Genomic DNA, 15,572 nt, shown 5'->3' on the forward strand with positions numbered 1-15,572 from the left:
GAAGTGGTGAGGGGGGTGAGAATGAGGCGACCGCCATTCTTGTGCGAAACGCCAGAAAATCTGAACTTCCTCCACCCGTGGGGATGAATAGACATCCAGTAGGACAGAGCGCGAGGGCCGAAGGTCCCGCCGCGCCCGGATCCCGGCGGCCCCCGGCACGGGGGCCGTTACGCTCGGCGGCGACTGACCGACTGCTGGAGGCCTGGACATGACGACGACCACGACGCCGCCCTACCGGCCCGGCCGGATCGTGAGCGGCAGCGGACTGCCCGCGCTGCTGACGGACAGCCCCGACGCCGTACCCCTGCGACCCCAGTCTCCCGAGCCCGCCTGCTTACTGACGGAGCGTCAGCTGCGGGAGGAGCTGCTGCCGCGCTGGCGCGACGGCGTCAGGCGGCAGGCGCGGGCGCTGGTCCGGCGGGCGCGCGGCGCGCTCGACGGGCCGGGGGCCACGGCCCCGTACGAGCGGCTGGACGAGCCGGCGCAGCGGCGCGCCGCGCTGGTCGCGGAGCTGTTCCGCGACGGGGCGACGAGCGCCAACGCCGAGCGTGTGGACGGCCTCGCGCTCCAGCGGCACGTCGCCGGGGCGCTGTCGGCCGCCGAGCCGCCGCGCTTCGAACTGGCCTGGGGCCAGCCCAAGCGGGACGTCGGCGGTCTGAAGACGGCCGGGCGCTGGGCGGACCTCGCGGAGGTGTACGCGGTGGGGCGGCTGGTCGCGCTGGTCCTCGCCGCACGGGAGCTGTCCGGGGACGAGCGGTTCGGCATGACGGTGTACTCGGGCGGCAACCGGTTCGCGGCGGCGCTCTTCGCCGAGCCGGAGCTGCTGCTGGAGTACGACCGGCAGCGGTGCCGCATCGCCGACGCGCTGGGCGGCCCCGGCGCCGTCGACTTCCGGGACTTCGCCGACGCCAAGCGCGCCGACCCCGCCGAGCAGGAGGCGCACGAGGCGCGGGTGCGCGAGCAGCTGGCGGCGCTGACCGACGCGGACGTTGACGCGCAGATGCCGGTCATGCTGTTCAACGTGGACTGGCCGCGGGTCCTGCCGATGGCCGCCGCGGGCGAGGCGACCCACGGGGTGGAGATGGCGCCGCACGTCGCGCGCTGGCTCGCCGAGTCGCCGGACGACCGTACGCCGCTGCTGACCCGCGCGGCGGTCACCTGCGCGGTGTCGCCCGCGCTGCGCGAGCGCTGGGCGGAGGTCTTCGGCGGCCGGATGGACATGCTGGACGACGCCGTCGCGTTCGCCGTGGCGGTGGGGCGCGCCTCGGCCGCCCGGTACACGGCGATCGCGCGGGCCGACCGGGGCGCGCCGGGCGCGCTGTCGGGGGGCCCGCACACGGTGCGGCTGACCGTGCACGAGAAGCGGGACCGGCCCGACGTGCCCGCGCTGCTGACCCTCGGGGTGCGGGGCGGCGGACTGCTGTCCCAGCACGTGGTGGCGCGGGTGCCGGCCGAGGGCCCGGTCGTCTTCGCGTCCGTGGCGGAGACGCTCGTGCAGGCCCCGGAATCGGCGCCGGTCCTGCTCGTACCGGACGGCGGCGAAGGGGTCGTACCGGACGGGAGCGAGCCGGCGGCGGCCGGTCCTTCCGACGGCGGGGACGGCGGGGCGGACGACGGGGCCGGCCGTCTGCTCGACTGGCTCGTGCGCGAGCGGCAGCCGCTGTGCTTCGCGTCCGGGTCCGAGCCGAGCGTCCGGCGGGCGCTGGCCCACATCCTCGACCCGGACCGCGGATAGCCGGCCGGGGTGCCGCGGGCAGCGGCCGGGCGGGCTCCCGCACAGCCACCCGGCCGCTGCCCGCACCGGCCAGCTGCCCCGCGGCGATCCCGCCCGCGCGCCGATCGCGGCCCCGCGCCGATCGAGGCCGCAGGGCTCCGGGGCCGCGAGGCCGCGGGGGCTCCGGGGCCACGGGTCGCCCCGGCGGCGTAGACCGCAGGCGGACGGCGTCCAGGTTCGTCCACGAAGTCGGACGGGCCGCTTCCCGCCGTCGATGCTGGGGAGCGGCCCGAGACCCCCGACCCAGGAGTGCGGACATGCCGACCGACCGTGACGAGTTCCGCGACCAGCTGGAGCGCACGCTCCACGAGAAGCTGACGCTGAACCACCCGATGTTCGACATCCTCTTCGACGCGGAGAAGCCGGACCTGCACACGCTGCAGAAGGTGGCGCTGCAGGGCTACCAGCTGACGAAGCACTTCCTCGACTACATCGAGACGCTCTTCTACTTCTGCCCGAAGGAGGGCAAGCACAAGCGGCGTCTGCTGTTCAACCTCTACGAGGAGGAGACCGGCCGCATCTCCAAGACGAAGAACCACGTCGAGCTGATGCAGGACTTCATCCGCGCCATCGGCGTGGACGACGCCACCCGCGACGCCGAGACGGCCCTGCCGAACACGCAGGAGCTGATCGACTACCGGATGAAGGCGTGCAAGAACCCGGAGACGTACCACATAGGCGCCGCCGCGGTGATGATCGCCAGCGAGGGCCAGAACCTGGAGACCCGCGGCGCCGAGGCCCGCGACAGCATCTTCAAGCGGGTGTACGGCCTGAAGGACGAGGACCTGCTGTTCTTCTCGGTGCACCAGGCCGAGGACGTCCACCACGTCCGGCACGGCCTGGACCTGGTCGCCGACATCTGCGTCACGGACCGGATGCAGGAGGAGGCGCTGTACGCGGTCTCCCACACCTGCGACCTCTTCTACAACATGTACGAGGGCATCTACCAGGAGTACAAGGCCGGCCGGCTCTGACCGCGGACGACGGAGGAGCACCAGTGACCGTGAAACAGCCGTCCCGGCCGTACGCACCCGACACGCGCGCGGTGCGGACGGGGCAGTACCAGGACCTCTCGGACCTCCACAGCGAGGGGCTCGCCCTGACGGCGAGCTATGTGTTCGCCGACGCGGAGGACGCCGCCGAGAAGTTCGCCGGGCGCCGGCCCGGGAACGTCTACGTCCGGTTCAGCAACCCGACCACGGCCGCCTTCGAGGAGCGGATCGCCGCCATGGAGGGCGCGGAGGGGGCCGTCGCGCTCGGCTCGGGGATGGCGGCGTACACGGCGGTGGCGCTGGGCCTCCTCGCGGCCGGGGACCATGTGGTGCTGGGCGACGGGATGTTCGGCACGACGCCCCGGTTCTTCCGCGCGTACATGGAGAAGTTCGGGGTGTCCGTGAGCGTCGCGGACGTCCGTGACCTCGACCAGTGGCGGGACGCGGTCCGCGACGAGACGGTGATGTTCGTCCTGGAGACCCCCACCAACCCGATGATGCACGTCGCCGATCTGCGCGCGCTGTCCGCCCTCGCCAGGGAGCGGGACGTGCTGCTGGTCGTGGACAACACCCTGTGCACACCGGTGCTCCAGAACCCGCTGGCGCTCGGCGCGGACCTCGTCGTCCACTCCGCGGCCAAGTACATCGACGGCCAGGGGCGGTGCGGGGGCGGTGTCGTCGCCGGCCGGGCGGACCTCCTCAGGGCGGTGTCGGAGGTGCTGCGGACCGCCGGCCCCAGCCCGAGCGCCTTCAACTCCTGGGTGTTCCTGAAGTCGCTGGAGACGCTGCCCATCCGGATGCGGGAGCACTCGCGCAACGCCACGCTGCTCGCCGAGTGGCTCGCCGCGCACCCGGCGGTGGAGGAGGTGTACTACACCGGCCTCGCCAAACACCCGCAGCGGGAACTGGCCGAGTCCCAGCAGTCCGGGCACGGCGGACTGCTCGGCTTCACCGTGCGCGGCGGGCGGCGGGAGGCGTGGGCGGTGATCGACGCCCTGTCGCTGATCTCGGTCACCACCAACATCGGCGACACCAAGTCCATGATCACCCACCCGGCGTCCACCACCCACGGGCGGATGTCGCCGGCCGAGCTGGAGCGGGCGGGGATCGGGCAGAACCTGCTGCGGCTGTCGGTGGGCCTGGAGGACGTGGAGGACCTGAAGCACGACCTCGACCAGGCGCTGCGCGCGGCCGGGAGCGGGGCCCGGTGAGCCCGCTGCGGATCGGGATCGCCGACCTCTTCTCGCCCGCCCCGGACAGCTGGGCCCGGTACATGTTCGCGTCCGCCGTGGAGGGCGCGGCCGACCGGCTCGGACTGTCCGTGGAGATCGCGGCGTACGGCGCCGACCTGTCGCTGCCGGTGGCGGAGTGCGGCATCGCCTGGGACGAGCTGCCGGACCTCGACGGGCTGATCGTGACCGGCGGGGAGCCGCGCCACCCGGCCGTCGCGGCGGAGCCGGCCCTGGCGGTGGTGGACCGGATCCTCACCGCCACGGCCGACCGGGTCGTGTCGACGGTGTACTCCTGCCAGTCGGCGCACGCCGCCCTGCACCTGCTGCACGGGCTGGAGCGCAGCCGCCTGCCGCACAAGCGGCACGGCGTGTTCGCCCACCGCGTGCACGGCGGAGGACCGCTCACCGCCGGGCTCGGCGACCGGGTGCTCGTACCGCACTCTCGGTGGAACGCCATGCCGGCCGGGCTGCTGCGGGAGGCGGGGGTGGCCGTCGCGCTGGAGACCGACGACGAGGCCTGGGCCCTGGCGACCGGCGAGGACGGGCTGCGGCACGTCTTCAGCCAGGGGCACCCCGAGTACCTGCGGGAGACCCTGCTCAGCGAGTACCGGCGGGACCTGCGCCGGTACGCCGCCGGGGAGGCCGGGCACCTGCCGGACCCGCCGCAGGGCTGTCTGACGGCGGACGCGCGCGAGGCGCTCCTCGCGTTCGCGGAGAAGCTCCGCGAGCAGCGCGACCCCGGCCTGATGGAGAGCTTCCCCGACCGGGCCGCCGCCGACGGGGTGGACGACGCCTGGCTGGCCGACTCACGGGCCCTGTTCGCCAACTGGCTGACGGCCCTCGACGATTCGACGAAGCGGAGTGCGAAGAACCGTGCTGACCTGGCACTGGCCCGACGACGTGCGGGCCGTTGAGAAGGACCTCGCCCGGATGCTGGCGGCGAGCGCCGCGGACGACGGCATCCTGGGCTACGCCGAGACCCCGTCGGACGCGCAGCTGGAGGGGTTCGTCACCGGGGTGGAGCAGCTCGTCTCCGGTGGCGGCGGGCATCTGCTGATCGGCGAGGACGCGGAGGGCGTCGCCGCCATGTGCGTGATGAAGACCAACTCCATGCCGAACTGCCGGCACCTGGCCGAGGTGATGAAGGCCTACCTCGACCCGCGGGTGCGCGGCACGTCCGCCGTGTACCAGCTGGTCGAGCAGGTCTGCGCCAAGGCCGCCGACGCCGGCGTGGAGACGCTCACCATCGACGTGCGGGAGGGGTCGAAGGCGCATCGCGTGTGGTCGCGGTTCGGGTTCACCTCGTACGGCGTCCTCGACGACTACGCGCGGGTGGACGGCGTGTCGTACCGCGGCCACTACATGCGGCACGGGGTGCGGGAGCTGGCGGCGGCCGCGGCCGAGCGGACGCGCGCGCGGGCCGGCGCGCCGCCCGCCGGCTGATCGTCCATCAGGTGAACGTCCCCTGGCAGCAGCGGCCCGGCGCCCTTCTACTGAACGCGTACACGCACTGACCCACCGGAGCCCGGGACGCGCCGGCCATGACACAGGCAGGGAGAGACATGCCGCCCTTCGAGGAAGAGACCCCCACGCGTGACCAGAAGACCCCCACGCGTGCCCCCGAAGCGCCCGTCCCGCCCGAATCGGCCGGCTCCCCGGCCCCGGAGGCGTCCGGGGGCCCGGGGGTGTCCCGGCACGGGCGGACCCTGCTGCTGGTGGCCGTCTCGCTGGGCTTCGTCATCGCGCTGCTGTCCTCGTCGATCAAGAACACGGTCACCGCGTTCTACGTCTCCATGACGGAGGACTTCGACGTCTCGCGCGGCACGTTCGCGATCGCGCCGTCGGCGTTCATGCTGACGTACGCCATCGCGTCGCCCGTGATGGGATTCGTCGCCGACCGGTTCGGGGCGCGCAAGTCCCTCGCCGGCGGTCTCGTGCTGGGCGGCGTGCTGTTCCTCGCGGGCGGCCTCACCCACTCGTTCGCGGTGTTCACGCTGGTGTACGGGGTGGGTCTGGCCATCTCGTACACGGCGGTGTCGTACGTGCCCCTCGGCGTCCTGGTGGACGAGCTGTTCCCGCCGCACCGGCGCGGTGTCACCTACGCCATCCTCATGAACGGCACGGCGGTCGGCTTCGTGGCGCTGCTGCCGCTGTGGATCCACCTGGACGAGGGCACCGTGTGGCGGTCGGTGTTCCAGTGGCTGGGCGTGATCCTGCTGGTCGTCACGGTGGCGGCGCTGCTGATCCTGCCGAAGGAGCCGTCCGCCGCCGCGGGCGGGGGCGGTGCGGCGCCCGCGCGGAAGTCCAGCGCGGGCATGCTGTCGGAGGTGCTGGGCTCCCGCGTCTTCTGGACGGTCAGCCTCGCCTTCTTCGGCTGCGGGGTCACCATGGCCTTCGTCGACGTCCACCTGGTCGCCCACCTGGACCACATCGGGCTCGGCGGTTCGGTGGCCGGTACGACGGTGGCGCTGCTGGGCGCCGCGGAGATCGTGGGCGCGCTGATCGCCGGCTACTACTGCGACCGGGGCCACGGGCTGAAGGTGCTGGCCGGCAGCTATCTGGTGCGGTCGCTGTCGCTGGTGGTGCTGATGGCGGCGCCGACCGCGCTGGCCGCGAACGTCTTCGGCCTGCTGTTCGGCATCACGTACCTGGGCACGGTGGTCGCCAGCTCCATGTACCTGATCAACTCGCTGGACGCGCGGGCGAAGGGCCTGGCGCTGGGTCTGATGTGGTTCATCCACCAGATCGGCGCGTTCGTCGCCAGCGAGGGCGGCGGCATCAGCTACGACACGCTCCAGTCGTACGACCCGGTGGTGGTCGGCTCGGCGGTCATCGCCCTGGTGTCCACCGTGATCGTCGCGGTGTGGCTGCCGAAGGCGCTGCGCGCGGCGGGGACGGGCGCGGGCGGCGACGGGACGCCGGCTCCCGGAGCGTCCGGGGCCGGGGCGTCCGGCGGCGCGGCGTCCGGCGGCGCGGCGTCCGGCGGCGCCAAGGACGGCGCGGCCCCGGAGGCCGCCGCCGATCGCTGACCCGGCCGGTCAGATGCCGTGGCCGTGCCCGCCCTCCGACTCGCGGGCGGGCCGGTCGCCGCGCTCGACGCCGGTCTCCACCCCGCCGGGGCCGATGCCGGGCGCGACCCGGCCGGCGAGCACACCGACGTAGTACGCCCAGAAGAACAGCAGCACGAGCAGCGCGACGAAACCGAGCAGCTGCCGCGGCGGTGCCCAACGGGAACCCGCCATCTCTCCCCCTCGCAGTACGCGGCCGGGCAATTCCCGGTGCCGCGATAGTAGGCGCGCCGGAACCGCGAACGGAACATCACCGGCCGAATTCCCGGCCCGCGCGCACCGCTTCGTATACAACCGGCGGACAAAGACATCCCCGCAGAACGGGAGGGCACACGAAGGGCATATAAAAGCTTCGAAAAATATCGGAGACCGCGGGAACCCGGCCCCTCCCCCAACCGACCCTGCCGACCGCGCCGCCCAGGCGCCGCGGTGTCCCGAAACCCTTCTCATCATGCGGGAACACCGTTGACGGCGACGGCAGACCGTGCGGTACGGTGACGCCCACCAGCGCATCACCCACCGGCCTTGACACTTCGGGGGAGGGAGCGGGCCGCGTGCCGCACACGTCGGAAATCGACGGAATTCACACGCTGGACGAGTTCGTCCTTCAGCTGCGCGCACTGAAGATGAGAGCGGGCAATCCGTCCATCACGGAGATCACGCGGCGCGTTCACCGCGACTGGCGCCGCGCGGGCCGCCCGAGAAGCGAACTGCCCGCCCGTTCGACCGTGGGCAACTGTTTTCAGACAGGACGCCGCCGACCCAATTCCGATCTTCTCCTCGCGGTGGTGCGGGTCCTCGCGAACGACGACCGCGCGGTGGTCGCCGCGTGGAGCCGCGCCCTGCACCACGCCCTGGGCGAGGAGGCGTCGGGCCCCGGCGTCCGGGTCACCGACCGGATCCCGCCGCCGCCCGACGGACCGCTCGTCCACGGCGCCGCCCTGGCCGAGGCGCTGCGCCTCGCGGACCTCTCCGGCAACGGGCGCACGGTCGTCCTGCAGGGCCCGGCGGGCGCCGGGAAGACGACCCTGGCGCACGCGCTGGCCCGCCGCCTGGCCGCCGCCCGCGGCACGGACGGCCCCGTCCTCGTCGTCGACCTGCACGGCACGCACCCGCAGGCCGCCCCGGCGCGCCCGTTCACCGTGCTCGGGCACCTGCTGCGGGCCCTGGGCGCGCCCCCGGCCCGCGTCCCGTCCTCCACCGACGGCCGCTCCGTCCTGCTGCGCCGCCTCCTGGCCGGTTCGGGCGCCCTGCTGCTGCTCGACGACGCGTACGACGCCGCGCAGGTGCGGCCGCTGCTGCCGGGCCCGCGGGCCGGCCACACGCTGGTCACGACGCGGCGCTTCCTGGCCGGCCCGGACCTCGGCGGCCGGGTGCGGGTGCCGGTCTGCGACCCGGTGGACTCGCTGCGCCTGCTGCGGGGCGTGGCGGGCGCCGACCGGATCGACGCCGACCCGCTCGCGGCGCGGCTCATCGCGGAGGCGGTCGGCCATCTGCCGCAGGGGCTGGCGCTGGTGGGCCGCCACATAGCCGACCACCCGGACTGGCCGCTGGCCGACTACCACGAGCACGTCGTCGCCTCACTGGTGCTGCGCGGCGGCCTGGGCCCGTCCCTCGCGGCGTCCGAGCGCCGGGTGTCCCGCGAGGCGCGCCGGCTGCTGCGGCTGCTGACCCTGCAGCCCGCCGCGCGCGCCGACACGGACGCCGCCGCGCGCCTGGCCGGCACGCGGCCGGAGGAGGCGCGGGCGCTGCTGGCGGAGCTGGTCGGGGCGGGCCTGGTGGAGGAGCTGGGCTCCGGCCTGTACGGGATGGGGCGCCTCGTCCACGCGTACGCCCGGGTGCGGCTGCGCCTCGACGAACCGGTCAGCCGCGTCCAGGAGGCCCTGGCCCGCCTGCACCGCCAGCCGGTGTGCAGCGCGGAGACGGTGGGCAACTGACGCACCGCCCGGCACGGCGGGACCGCTGCGCCGGAGACCACGCACGGACGGCGGCACCGGGGCGGAGGCGCCGGGACACCGGGGCGGGGTGCGGCATGAGGGTGACGCGGGCGTGTCGCGGCGCGGGGCCCCGAACGGGGCTCCACACACTGGGAGGGACGCCGGGGCCACCTCTCCCGGCTCGTGACGGCCACCCACCGGACCGGCGGAACCGCCGACCGGACGCGCCGGGACACCCGCCCGGCACCTCGGGCGAGCATCGGGCGAGCTAACGATCTTGAGGGTACGAGTAAGGCCCCCTCTACAGAGGGGGCCTACCTGTTGTTGCAGGTCAAACGGGTGAACCTGCACCGTGTCGTGGTGGGGCGGGTGGGACTCGAACCCACGGCCGACGGATTATGAGTCCGCTGCTCTAACCGGCTGAGCTACCGCCCCGTGCGGCGCGTCGCGCACATTTGTGCGCGCCGTCTGCCGCAGCATAGCCGCTCATACGATCTCCTGCTCCGGATGGTCGGCTACGCACGCACTGGAGGACGGCCTCGGGGGCCGGACGGTTCCGGATCAGCGGGCAAAGTCCCCCGGACCAGGGCGGCAGACCGCCGCGGAGCGCCGGAAACGCGAGAGAGGGCCCCGTCGGGGCCCTCTCTCGGCTCTGCTCCCCCGGCTGGACTCGAACCAGCAACCCTCCGGTTAACAGCCGAATGCTCTGCCAATTGAGCTACAGGGGATCGCGCTCCCCCGACTGGACTCGAACCAGTAACCTGCCGGTTAACAGCCGGCTGCTCTGCCAATTGAGCTACAGGGGATTGCTGCGTTGCACCGAACGTACCCACCTGGGGTCTCCCGGGCGGCGCTCGCTCGCTGCGACACATACATTAGCGCAAGCTGGGGGGTGCTCCGCCAATCGGTATCGCTCCGCCCCGGGTGTGACCTCCGCCCCTGCGGGCAGGCGGCGGGCACCGACGCCTACGGAGAAGGGTGACAGCCATGCGGTACAAGCTCACGTTCGTCGTTGGAGTGGCCGTCGGGTACGTCCTGGGAACCCGGGCCGGGCGCGAGCGGTACGAGCAGCTGCGGAGGTCGGCGCGGCAGCTTTCGGCCAATCCCGCGGTGCGCAACGCGGCCGAGTCGGCGGCTGAGACCGGCCGGCAGGTGGCCGGGCGGGCGTACCACGTGGTGAGCGAGAAGGTCGGGGACCGGATGCCGGAGACGGTCACGGAGCGGGTGCGCTCGCTGCGGGGCCGCGGCCAGGGTGCCGAGGACGACTGGGGCACCACCAACACCTGACGCCGGCCGCCTGCCGTACTCCGTCCGCGAGGCCCCTGTGCCGCGGGCGGAGTACGGCAGAATCTCCTTCATGGGGATAGTCGCCGGGTTGGACAGTTCGTCGGGTTTCACGCGCATCGTCGTCTGCGACACGGACACGGGCGCCGTTCTGCGCCAGGGGTACGCCGCCCACCCCGTCGAGCCGAAGGCCGCGGAGGTCGATCCGCAGGCGTGGCTGCTGTCGCTCGGGGAGGCCGCCACGGGCGGGCTGCTGGAGGGCGTGCAGGCCATCGGCGTGTGCGCGCAGGCGCACGGCCTCGTCCCGCTCGACCAGCAGGGCGGCACCGTGCGGCCCGCGCTGGTCGGCAACGACAAGCGGGCGCAGGTCGCCGCCGCGGACCTGGTGGAGGCGCTGGGCGGTCGGCAGGCGTGGGCGGAGGCCGTCGGGTGCGTCCCGCAGGCGGCGCAGCCGGTCGCCAAGCTGCGCTGGCTGGCGCGCACCGAGCCGGACGCCGCGCGGCGGATCGCCGCCGTGCTGCAGCCGCAGGACTGGCTGGTGTGGCAGCTGCTGGGCCGTCCCGCGCGCCGCACGACGGACCGGGGCGGCGCCTCGGGTACGGGCTACTGGTCGGCGGCGACGGGGCAGTACCGGCCGGACCTGGTGGAGCTGGCGCTCGGCCACCGGGCGGCGCTGCCGGAGGTGCTGGGTCCCGCGGAGGCCGCGGGGGTGACCCCGGAGGGGCTGCTGATCTCGGCGGGCACCGGCGAGACGATGGCCGCCGCGCTGGGTCTCGGCCTCGGCTTCGGCGACGCGGTCGTCTCGCTGGGGGCGTCCGGGTCGGTGATGGCGGTGCACCACGAGGCGCTCGCCGACCCGCAGGGCATGATCACGTCGTTCGCCGACGCGGCGGGCACGCATCTGCCGGTGGTCCACACGTCGAACGCGGTGCGGGCGCTGCGCGGCACGGCGGAGATGCTGGGCGTGGAGAGCCTGGAGGAGCTGTCGGCGCTGGCGCTGAAGTCGACGCCGGGCGCCTCGGGTCTGGTGCTGCTGCCGTATCTGGAGGGCGAGCGGACGCCGCCGCTTCCGCACACGGCGGGCACGCTGAGCGGGCTGCGGCGCGAGTCGATGAAGCCGGAGCACCTGGCGCGGGCGGCGTTCGAGGGCATGCTGTGCGCGCTGGCCGACGCGATGGACGTGCTGCGGCGGCGCGGGGTGGCGGTGCACCGGGTGTTCCTGCTGGGCGCGGCGGCGGAGCTGCCCGCGGTGCAGGCGGTGGCGCCCGCGATCTTCGGCGCGCAGGTCGTCGTACCGCAGCCGGCGGACTACACGGCGCTGGGCGCGGCGCGGCAGGCGGCGTGGGCACTGGGTGTCGCGCACGGGACGCTCACCCCGCAGGCACCGCCGGCGTGGCGGGGGGCCGCTGCTCAGGTGTTCGAGCCGGGTGAGGAGTTGGCGGTGGGCCAGGCGGTGCGCCAGCAGTACGGGGCGACGCGGGACCAGCTGCATCCGGGGGCATTCGGCGCATAGGCGCCGGATGTGGCGGATGTTCGAAAACCCGTCGTGGCGAGCGGGGCGCGGAGGCGATAGTTGAGCACGTGCTTCGACAACTACTCCGCATCCATCTGGCGCCGTACAAACGGGCCATAGCCTTGCTGGTGGCGCTCCAGCTCGTGCAGACGAGCGCCACCCTCTATCTGCCGACGCTCAACGCCGACATCATCGACAAGGGCGTCGTGACGGGCGACACCGGCTACATCCTGCGGTACGGCGGTGTGATGATCGCCGTGTCGCTGCTGCAGATCGCCGGCAACATCGGCGCCGTCTACTACGGGGCGAAGACGGCCTCGGCGCTGGGCCGGGACGTGCGCGCGGCCGTCTTCGACCGCGTCCAGTCGTTCTCCGCGCGGGAGTTGGGGCACTTCGGCACGCCGTCGCTGATCACCCGCACCACCAATGACGTCCAGCAGGTGCAGACGCTGGCGCTGATGGCGTTCACGCTGATGGTGTCGGCGCCGATCATGTGCGTCGGCGGTGTCGTGCTGGCGGTCGGGCAGGACGTGCCGCTGTCGATGGTGCTGCTCGCGGTGGTGCCGGTGCTGGGCGGCTCCGTGGCGCTGATCGTCATGCGGATGAAGCCGCTGTTCCGCACGATGCAGGAGCGGCTGGACACGGTGAACCGCGTGCTGCGCGAGCAGATCACCGGCAACCGCGTCATCCGGGCGTTCGTGCGGGACGCCTACGAGCGGGAGCGCTTCCGGGCCGCGAACACGCGGCTGACGGAGATGTCCATGGCGGCGGGGCGGCTGATGGCGCTGCTGTTCCCGGTCGTGATGACGGTGGTGAACTTCTCCAGCGTGGCGGTGGTCTGGTTCGGCGCCCAGCGGATCGACGGCGGGGCGATGCAGATCGGCGCGCTGACGGCGTTCCTGGCGTATCTCATGCAGATCGTGATGGCCATGATGATGGCCGTCTTCATGTTCATGATGGTGCCGCGGGCCGAGGTGTGCGCCGAGCGCATCGAGGAGGTGCTGCGCACGGAGACCAGCGTGCTGCCGGCCGCGGCGCCGGTGCGGGAGCTGCCCCGCGGGGGCCGGCTGGAGATCCGCGGCGCCGACTTCCGCTATCCGGGCGCCGAGGAGGCCGTGCTGCGCGGGATCGACCTGGTGGCCGGGCCCGGCGAGGTGACGGCGGTCATCGGTTCGACGGGCAGCGGCAAGTCGACGCTGCTGGGCCTGGTGCCGCGGCTGTTCGACGTGACGGGCGGCCAGGTGCTGGTGAACGGCGTGGACGTGCGGGAGCTGGACCCGGCGCTGATCGCCCGCACGGTGGGGCTGGTCCCGCAGCGGCCGTATCTGTTCTCCGGGACGGTCGCGTCGAACCTCCGGTACGGGCGGCCCGACGCGACGGACGACGAGCTGTGGGCGGCGCTGGAGACCGCGCAGGCGGCCGACTTCGTACGGAAGCTGGAGGGCGGGCTGAACGCGCCCGTGTCGCAGGGCGGTACGAATGTGTCCGGCGGTCAGCGGCAGCGGCTGGCGATCGCGCGGACCCTGGTGCAGCGGCCGGAGATCTACCTGTTCGACGACTCGTTCTCGGCGCTGGACTACAGCACCGACGCCCGGCTGCGGGAGGCCCTGGCGCGGGAGACCGCCGACGCGACCGTGCTGATCGTCGCGCAGCGGGTGTCCACGATCAGGGACGCCGACCGGATCGTGGTCCTGGACGACGGCCGGATCGTGGGCGTGGGACGGCACGAGGAACTGATGGCCGGCAACGAGACCTACCGGGAGATCGTGCTCTCCCAGCTGACCGAGGCGGAGGCTGCCTGATGGCTCCTGGCGGAATGATGGGGGCCGGAGGCCCGGGCAGCAGGTCCAACGACTTCAAGGGCTCCTTCCGGAGGCTGCTGCGGCGGCTCTCCGTGGAGCGGACCGCGCTGTGGGTGATGCTCGTGACCTGCGTGCTCAGCGTGGCGCTGGGCGTGGTGGGTCCGCTGATCCTCGGCTGGGCGACGGACCTGGTGTTCGCGGGCGTCGTCGGCCGGGGCATGGAGGAGGGGCGCAGCAAGGAGGAGGTCGTCGCGGCGCTCCGCGAGAAGGGCGACGACGGACTCGCCGACATGCTGTCCGGGGTGGCGTTCACACCGGGCCGCGGCATCGACTTCGGCGCGGTCGGCGAGGTGCTGCTGCTGGCGCTCGCCGTGTACGCGGCCGCGGGTCTGCTGATGCTGGTGTCGACCCGCATGTCGATCAACGCGATCAACCGGACGGTGCACCGGCTGCGCGAGGACGTCCAGGCCAAGCTGGAGCGGCTGCCGCTGTCGTACTTCGACCGGCAGCAGCGCGGCGAGGTGCTGAGCCGCGCGACGAACGACATCGACAACATCGGCCAGACCATGCAGCAGAGCATGGGCCAGCTCATCAACTCCCTGCTGACGATCGTCGGCGTGCTGGTGATGATGTTCTGGATCTCGCCGCTGCTGGCGCTGGTCGCGCTGGTGACCGTGCCGCTCTCGGTGGTCGTCGCGGCGTGGGTGGGCAAGCGGTCGCAGCCGCAGTTCGTCCGCCAGTGGAAGGCCACGGGCCGGCTGAACGCGCACGTCGAGGAGATGTACTCGGGGCACGCGCTGGTGAAGGTGTTCGGCCGGCAGGAGGAGGCGGCGCGGGAGTTCCGGGAGCAGAACGAGGAGCTCTACGAGGCCGGGTTCCGGGCGCAGTTCAACAGCGGGATCATGCAGCCGCTGATGTTCTTCGTGTCGAACCTCAACTATGTGCTGGTCGCCGTCGTCGGCGGGCTGCGCGTGGCGTCCGGCACGCTGTCCATCGGCGACGTGCAGGCGTTCATCCAGTACTCGCGGCAGTTCTCGATGCCGCTGACGCAGGTCGCCTCGATGGCGAACCTGCTCCAGTCCGGGGTGGCGTCCGCCGAGCGGATCTTCGAACTGCTCGACGCGGAGGAGCAGCCGCAGTCCCCGGCGCTGGACCGGCCCGCCGAGGTGCGCGGCGCGGTGTCGCTGGAGAAGGTGGCGTTCCGCTACGAGCCGGACAAGCCGCTGATCGAGGACCTGTCGCTGACGGTGGAGCCCGGCCAGACGGTCGCGATCGTCGGGCCGACGGGCGCCGGCAAGACGACGCTGGTCAATCTGCTGATGCGGTTCTACGAGGTGACGGGCGGCCGGATCGTCCTGGACGGGGTGGACGTCGCCCGGATGTCGCGGGAGGAGCTGCGCTCGTCCATCGGCATGGTCCTCCAGGACACCTGGCTGTTCGGCGGGACCATCGCGCAGAACATCGCGTACGGCGCCCCCGCCGGCCGCGAGGTGACGCGCGAGGAGATCGAGGCGGCGGCGCGGGCCGCGCACGCCGACCGGTTCATCCGCACCCTGCCCGACGGGTACGACACGGTCATCGACGACGAGGGCGGCGGTGTCAGCGCGGGCGAGAAGCAGCTGATCACCATCGCGCGGGCGTTCCTGTCCGACCCGGTGATCCTGGTCCTGGACGAGGCGACCAGCTCGGTCGACACCCGCACGGAGGTGCTGATCCAGAAGGCGATGGCGCGTCTGGCGCACGGGCGGACGACGTTTGTGATCGCCCACCGGCTGTCGACGATCCGCGACGCGGACGTGATCCTGGTGATGGAGAACGGCGCTATCGTCGAACAGGGCACGCACGAGGGGCTGCTGGCGGCGAAGGGCGCGTACGCGCGCCTGTACTCCGCGCAGTTCGCGAAGGCGGTGGCCGAGGTCGACTGACCGCGCGGGTGACCACCGCGCGGGGGAATACGAGAGGGGAACGGC

General features: G+C 73.1%; 12 protein-coding genes and 3 tRNA genes. 11 read left to right on the forward strand and 4 right to left on the reverse strand.

Annotation, left to right across the window (positions count from 1 at the left end; genetic code table 11):
• Positions 1-208 precede the first annotated feature (208 nt).
• The 6 genes from ACSUPT_RS08240 to ACSUPT_RS08265 all read left to right on the forward strand — a co-directional run bounded on the left by ACSUPT_RS08240 (position 209) and on the right by ACSUPT_RS08265 (position 7,027).
• Positions 209-1,735 (forward strand): hypothetical protein, encoded by a 1,527-nt coding sequence (locus tag ACSUPT_RS08240; RefSeq protein ID WP_436943910.1) that lies wholly within the window; start codon positions 209-211, stop codon positions 1,733-1,735.
• A gap of 296 nt (positions 1,736-2,031) precedes the next feature.
• A complete protein-coding gene (locus ACSUPT_RS08245; RefSeq protein WP_351967562.1) occupies positions 2,032-2,748 on the forward strand; it encodes a TenA family transcriptional regulator in 717 nt (238 codons plus the stop codon).
• 23 nt (positions 2,749-2,771) lie between these two features.
• Positions 2,772-3,977, forward strand: a complete 1,206-nt coding sequence (locus ACSUPT_RS08250; RefSeq protein ID WP_436943911.1) for an O-succinylhomoserine sulfhydrylase — start codon at positions 2,772-2,774, stop codon at positions 3,975-3,977.
• Positions 3,974-4,912, forward strand: coding sequence for a homoserine O-acetyltransferase/O-succinyltransferase family protein (locus ACSUPT_RS08255; protein WP_436943913.1), 939 nt, complete (start codon positions 3,974-3,976; stop codon positions 4,910-4,912). Before ACSUPT_RS08250 ends, ACSUPT_RS08255 begins: the two co-directional genes overlap by 4 nt.
• Positions 4,872-5,441 (forward strand): GNAT family N-acetyltransferase, encoded by a 570-nt coding sequence (locus ACSUPT_RS08260; protein ID WP_399217172.1) that lies wholly within the window; start codon positions 4,872-4,874, stop codon positions 5,439-5,441. The genes ACSUPT_RS08255 and ACSUPT_RS08260 overlap by 41 nt, the downstream gene beginning before the upstream one ends.
• Before the next feature lie 119 nt (positions 5,442-5,560).
• Positions 5,561-7,027 (forward strand): MFS transporter, encoded by a 1,467-nt coding sequence (locus tag ACSUPT_RS08265; protein ID WP_404142804.1) that lies wholly within the window; start codon positions 5,561-5,563, stop codon positions 7,025-7,027.
• 9 nt (positions 7,028-7,036) lie between these two features.
• On the opposite strand, the gene ACSUPT_RS08270 is transcribed toward ACSUPT_RS08265, so the two are convergent.
• The gene (locus ACSUPT_RS08270) at positions 7,037-7,240 is read right to left on the reverse strand and encodes a hypothetical protein (RefSeq protein WP_351967557.1); all 204 of its coding nucleotides are present in this window, start codon (positions 7,238-7,240) and stop codon (positions 7,037-7,039) included.
• A gap of 380 nt (positions 7,241-7,620) precedes the next feature.
• Here ACSUPT_RS08270 and ACSUPT_RS08275 point away from each other — a divergent pair, with 380 nt between their 5' ends.
• A complete protein-coding gene (locus tag ACSUPT_RS08275; protein ID WP_351967556.1) occupies positions 7,621-9,003 on the forward strand; it encodes an NACHT domain-containing protein in 1,383 nt (460 codons plus the stop codon).
• A gap of 358 nt (positions 9,004-9,361) precedes the next feature.
• On the opposite strand, the gene ACSUPT_RS08280 is transcribed toward ACSUPT_RS08275, so the two are convergent.
• The 3 genes from ACSUPT_RS08280 to ACSUPT_RS08290 form a co-directional block, all read right to left on the reverse strand.
• Positions 9,362-9,438, reverse strand: a tRNA-Ile gene (locus tag ACSUPT_RS08280).
• A 220-nt stretch (positions 9,439-9,658) separates the two neighbouring features.
• Positions 9,659-9,731 (reverse strand) — tRNA-Asn (locus ACSUPT_RS08285).
• Between the two features lie 5 nt (positions 9,732-9,736).
• A tRNA-Asn gene (locus ACSUPT_RS08290) sits at positions 9,737-9,809 on the reverse strand.
• Between the two features lie 181 nt (positions 9,810-9,990).
• Between ACSUPT_RS08290 and ACSUPT_RS08295 the strand changes: the two genes are divergently transcribed.
• From ACSUPT_RS08295 to ACSUPT_RS08310, 4 genes are all read left to right on the forward strand, one after another.
• Entirely contained in the window at positions 9,991-10,290 is a 300-nt protein-coding gene (locus tag ACSUPT_RS08295; RefSeq protein WP_436943916.1) for a YtxH domain-containing protein, read from the forward strand.
• Between the two features lie 70 nt (positions 10,291-10,360).
• Positions 10,361-11,800: a xylulokinase gene (locus ACSUPT_RS08300; protein ID WP_436943918.1), complete on the forward strand. Its 1,440-nt coding sequence runs from the start codon at positions 10,361-10,363 to the stop codon at positions 11,798-11,800.
• 68 nt (positions 11,801-11,868) lie between these two features.
• On the forward strand, positions 11,869-13,602 hold the full coding sequence (locus tag ACSUPT_RS08305) for an ABC transporter ATP-binding protein (protein ID WP_399217169.1): 1,734 nt from the start codon (positions 11,869-11,871) through the stop codon (positions 13,600-13,602).
• The gene (locus ACSUPT_RS08310; RefSeq protein ID WP_436946184.1) at positions 13,599-15,527 is read left to right on the forward strand and encodes an ABC transporter ATP-binding protein; all 1,929 of its coding nucleotides are present in this window, start codon (positions 13,599-13,601) and stop codon (positions 15,525-15,527) included. The genes ACSUPT_RS08305 and ACSUPT_RS08310 overlap by 4 nt, the downstream gene beginning before the upstream one ends.
• Positions 15,528-15,572: the final 45 nt, after the last annotated feature.

The organism is Streptomyces sp. SudanB25_2051, from assembly GCF_964272635.1.
Taxonomy (GTDB): Bacteria; Actinomycetota; Actinomycetes; order Streptomycetales; family Streptomycetaceae; genus Streptomyces.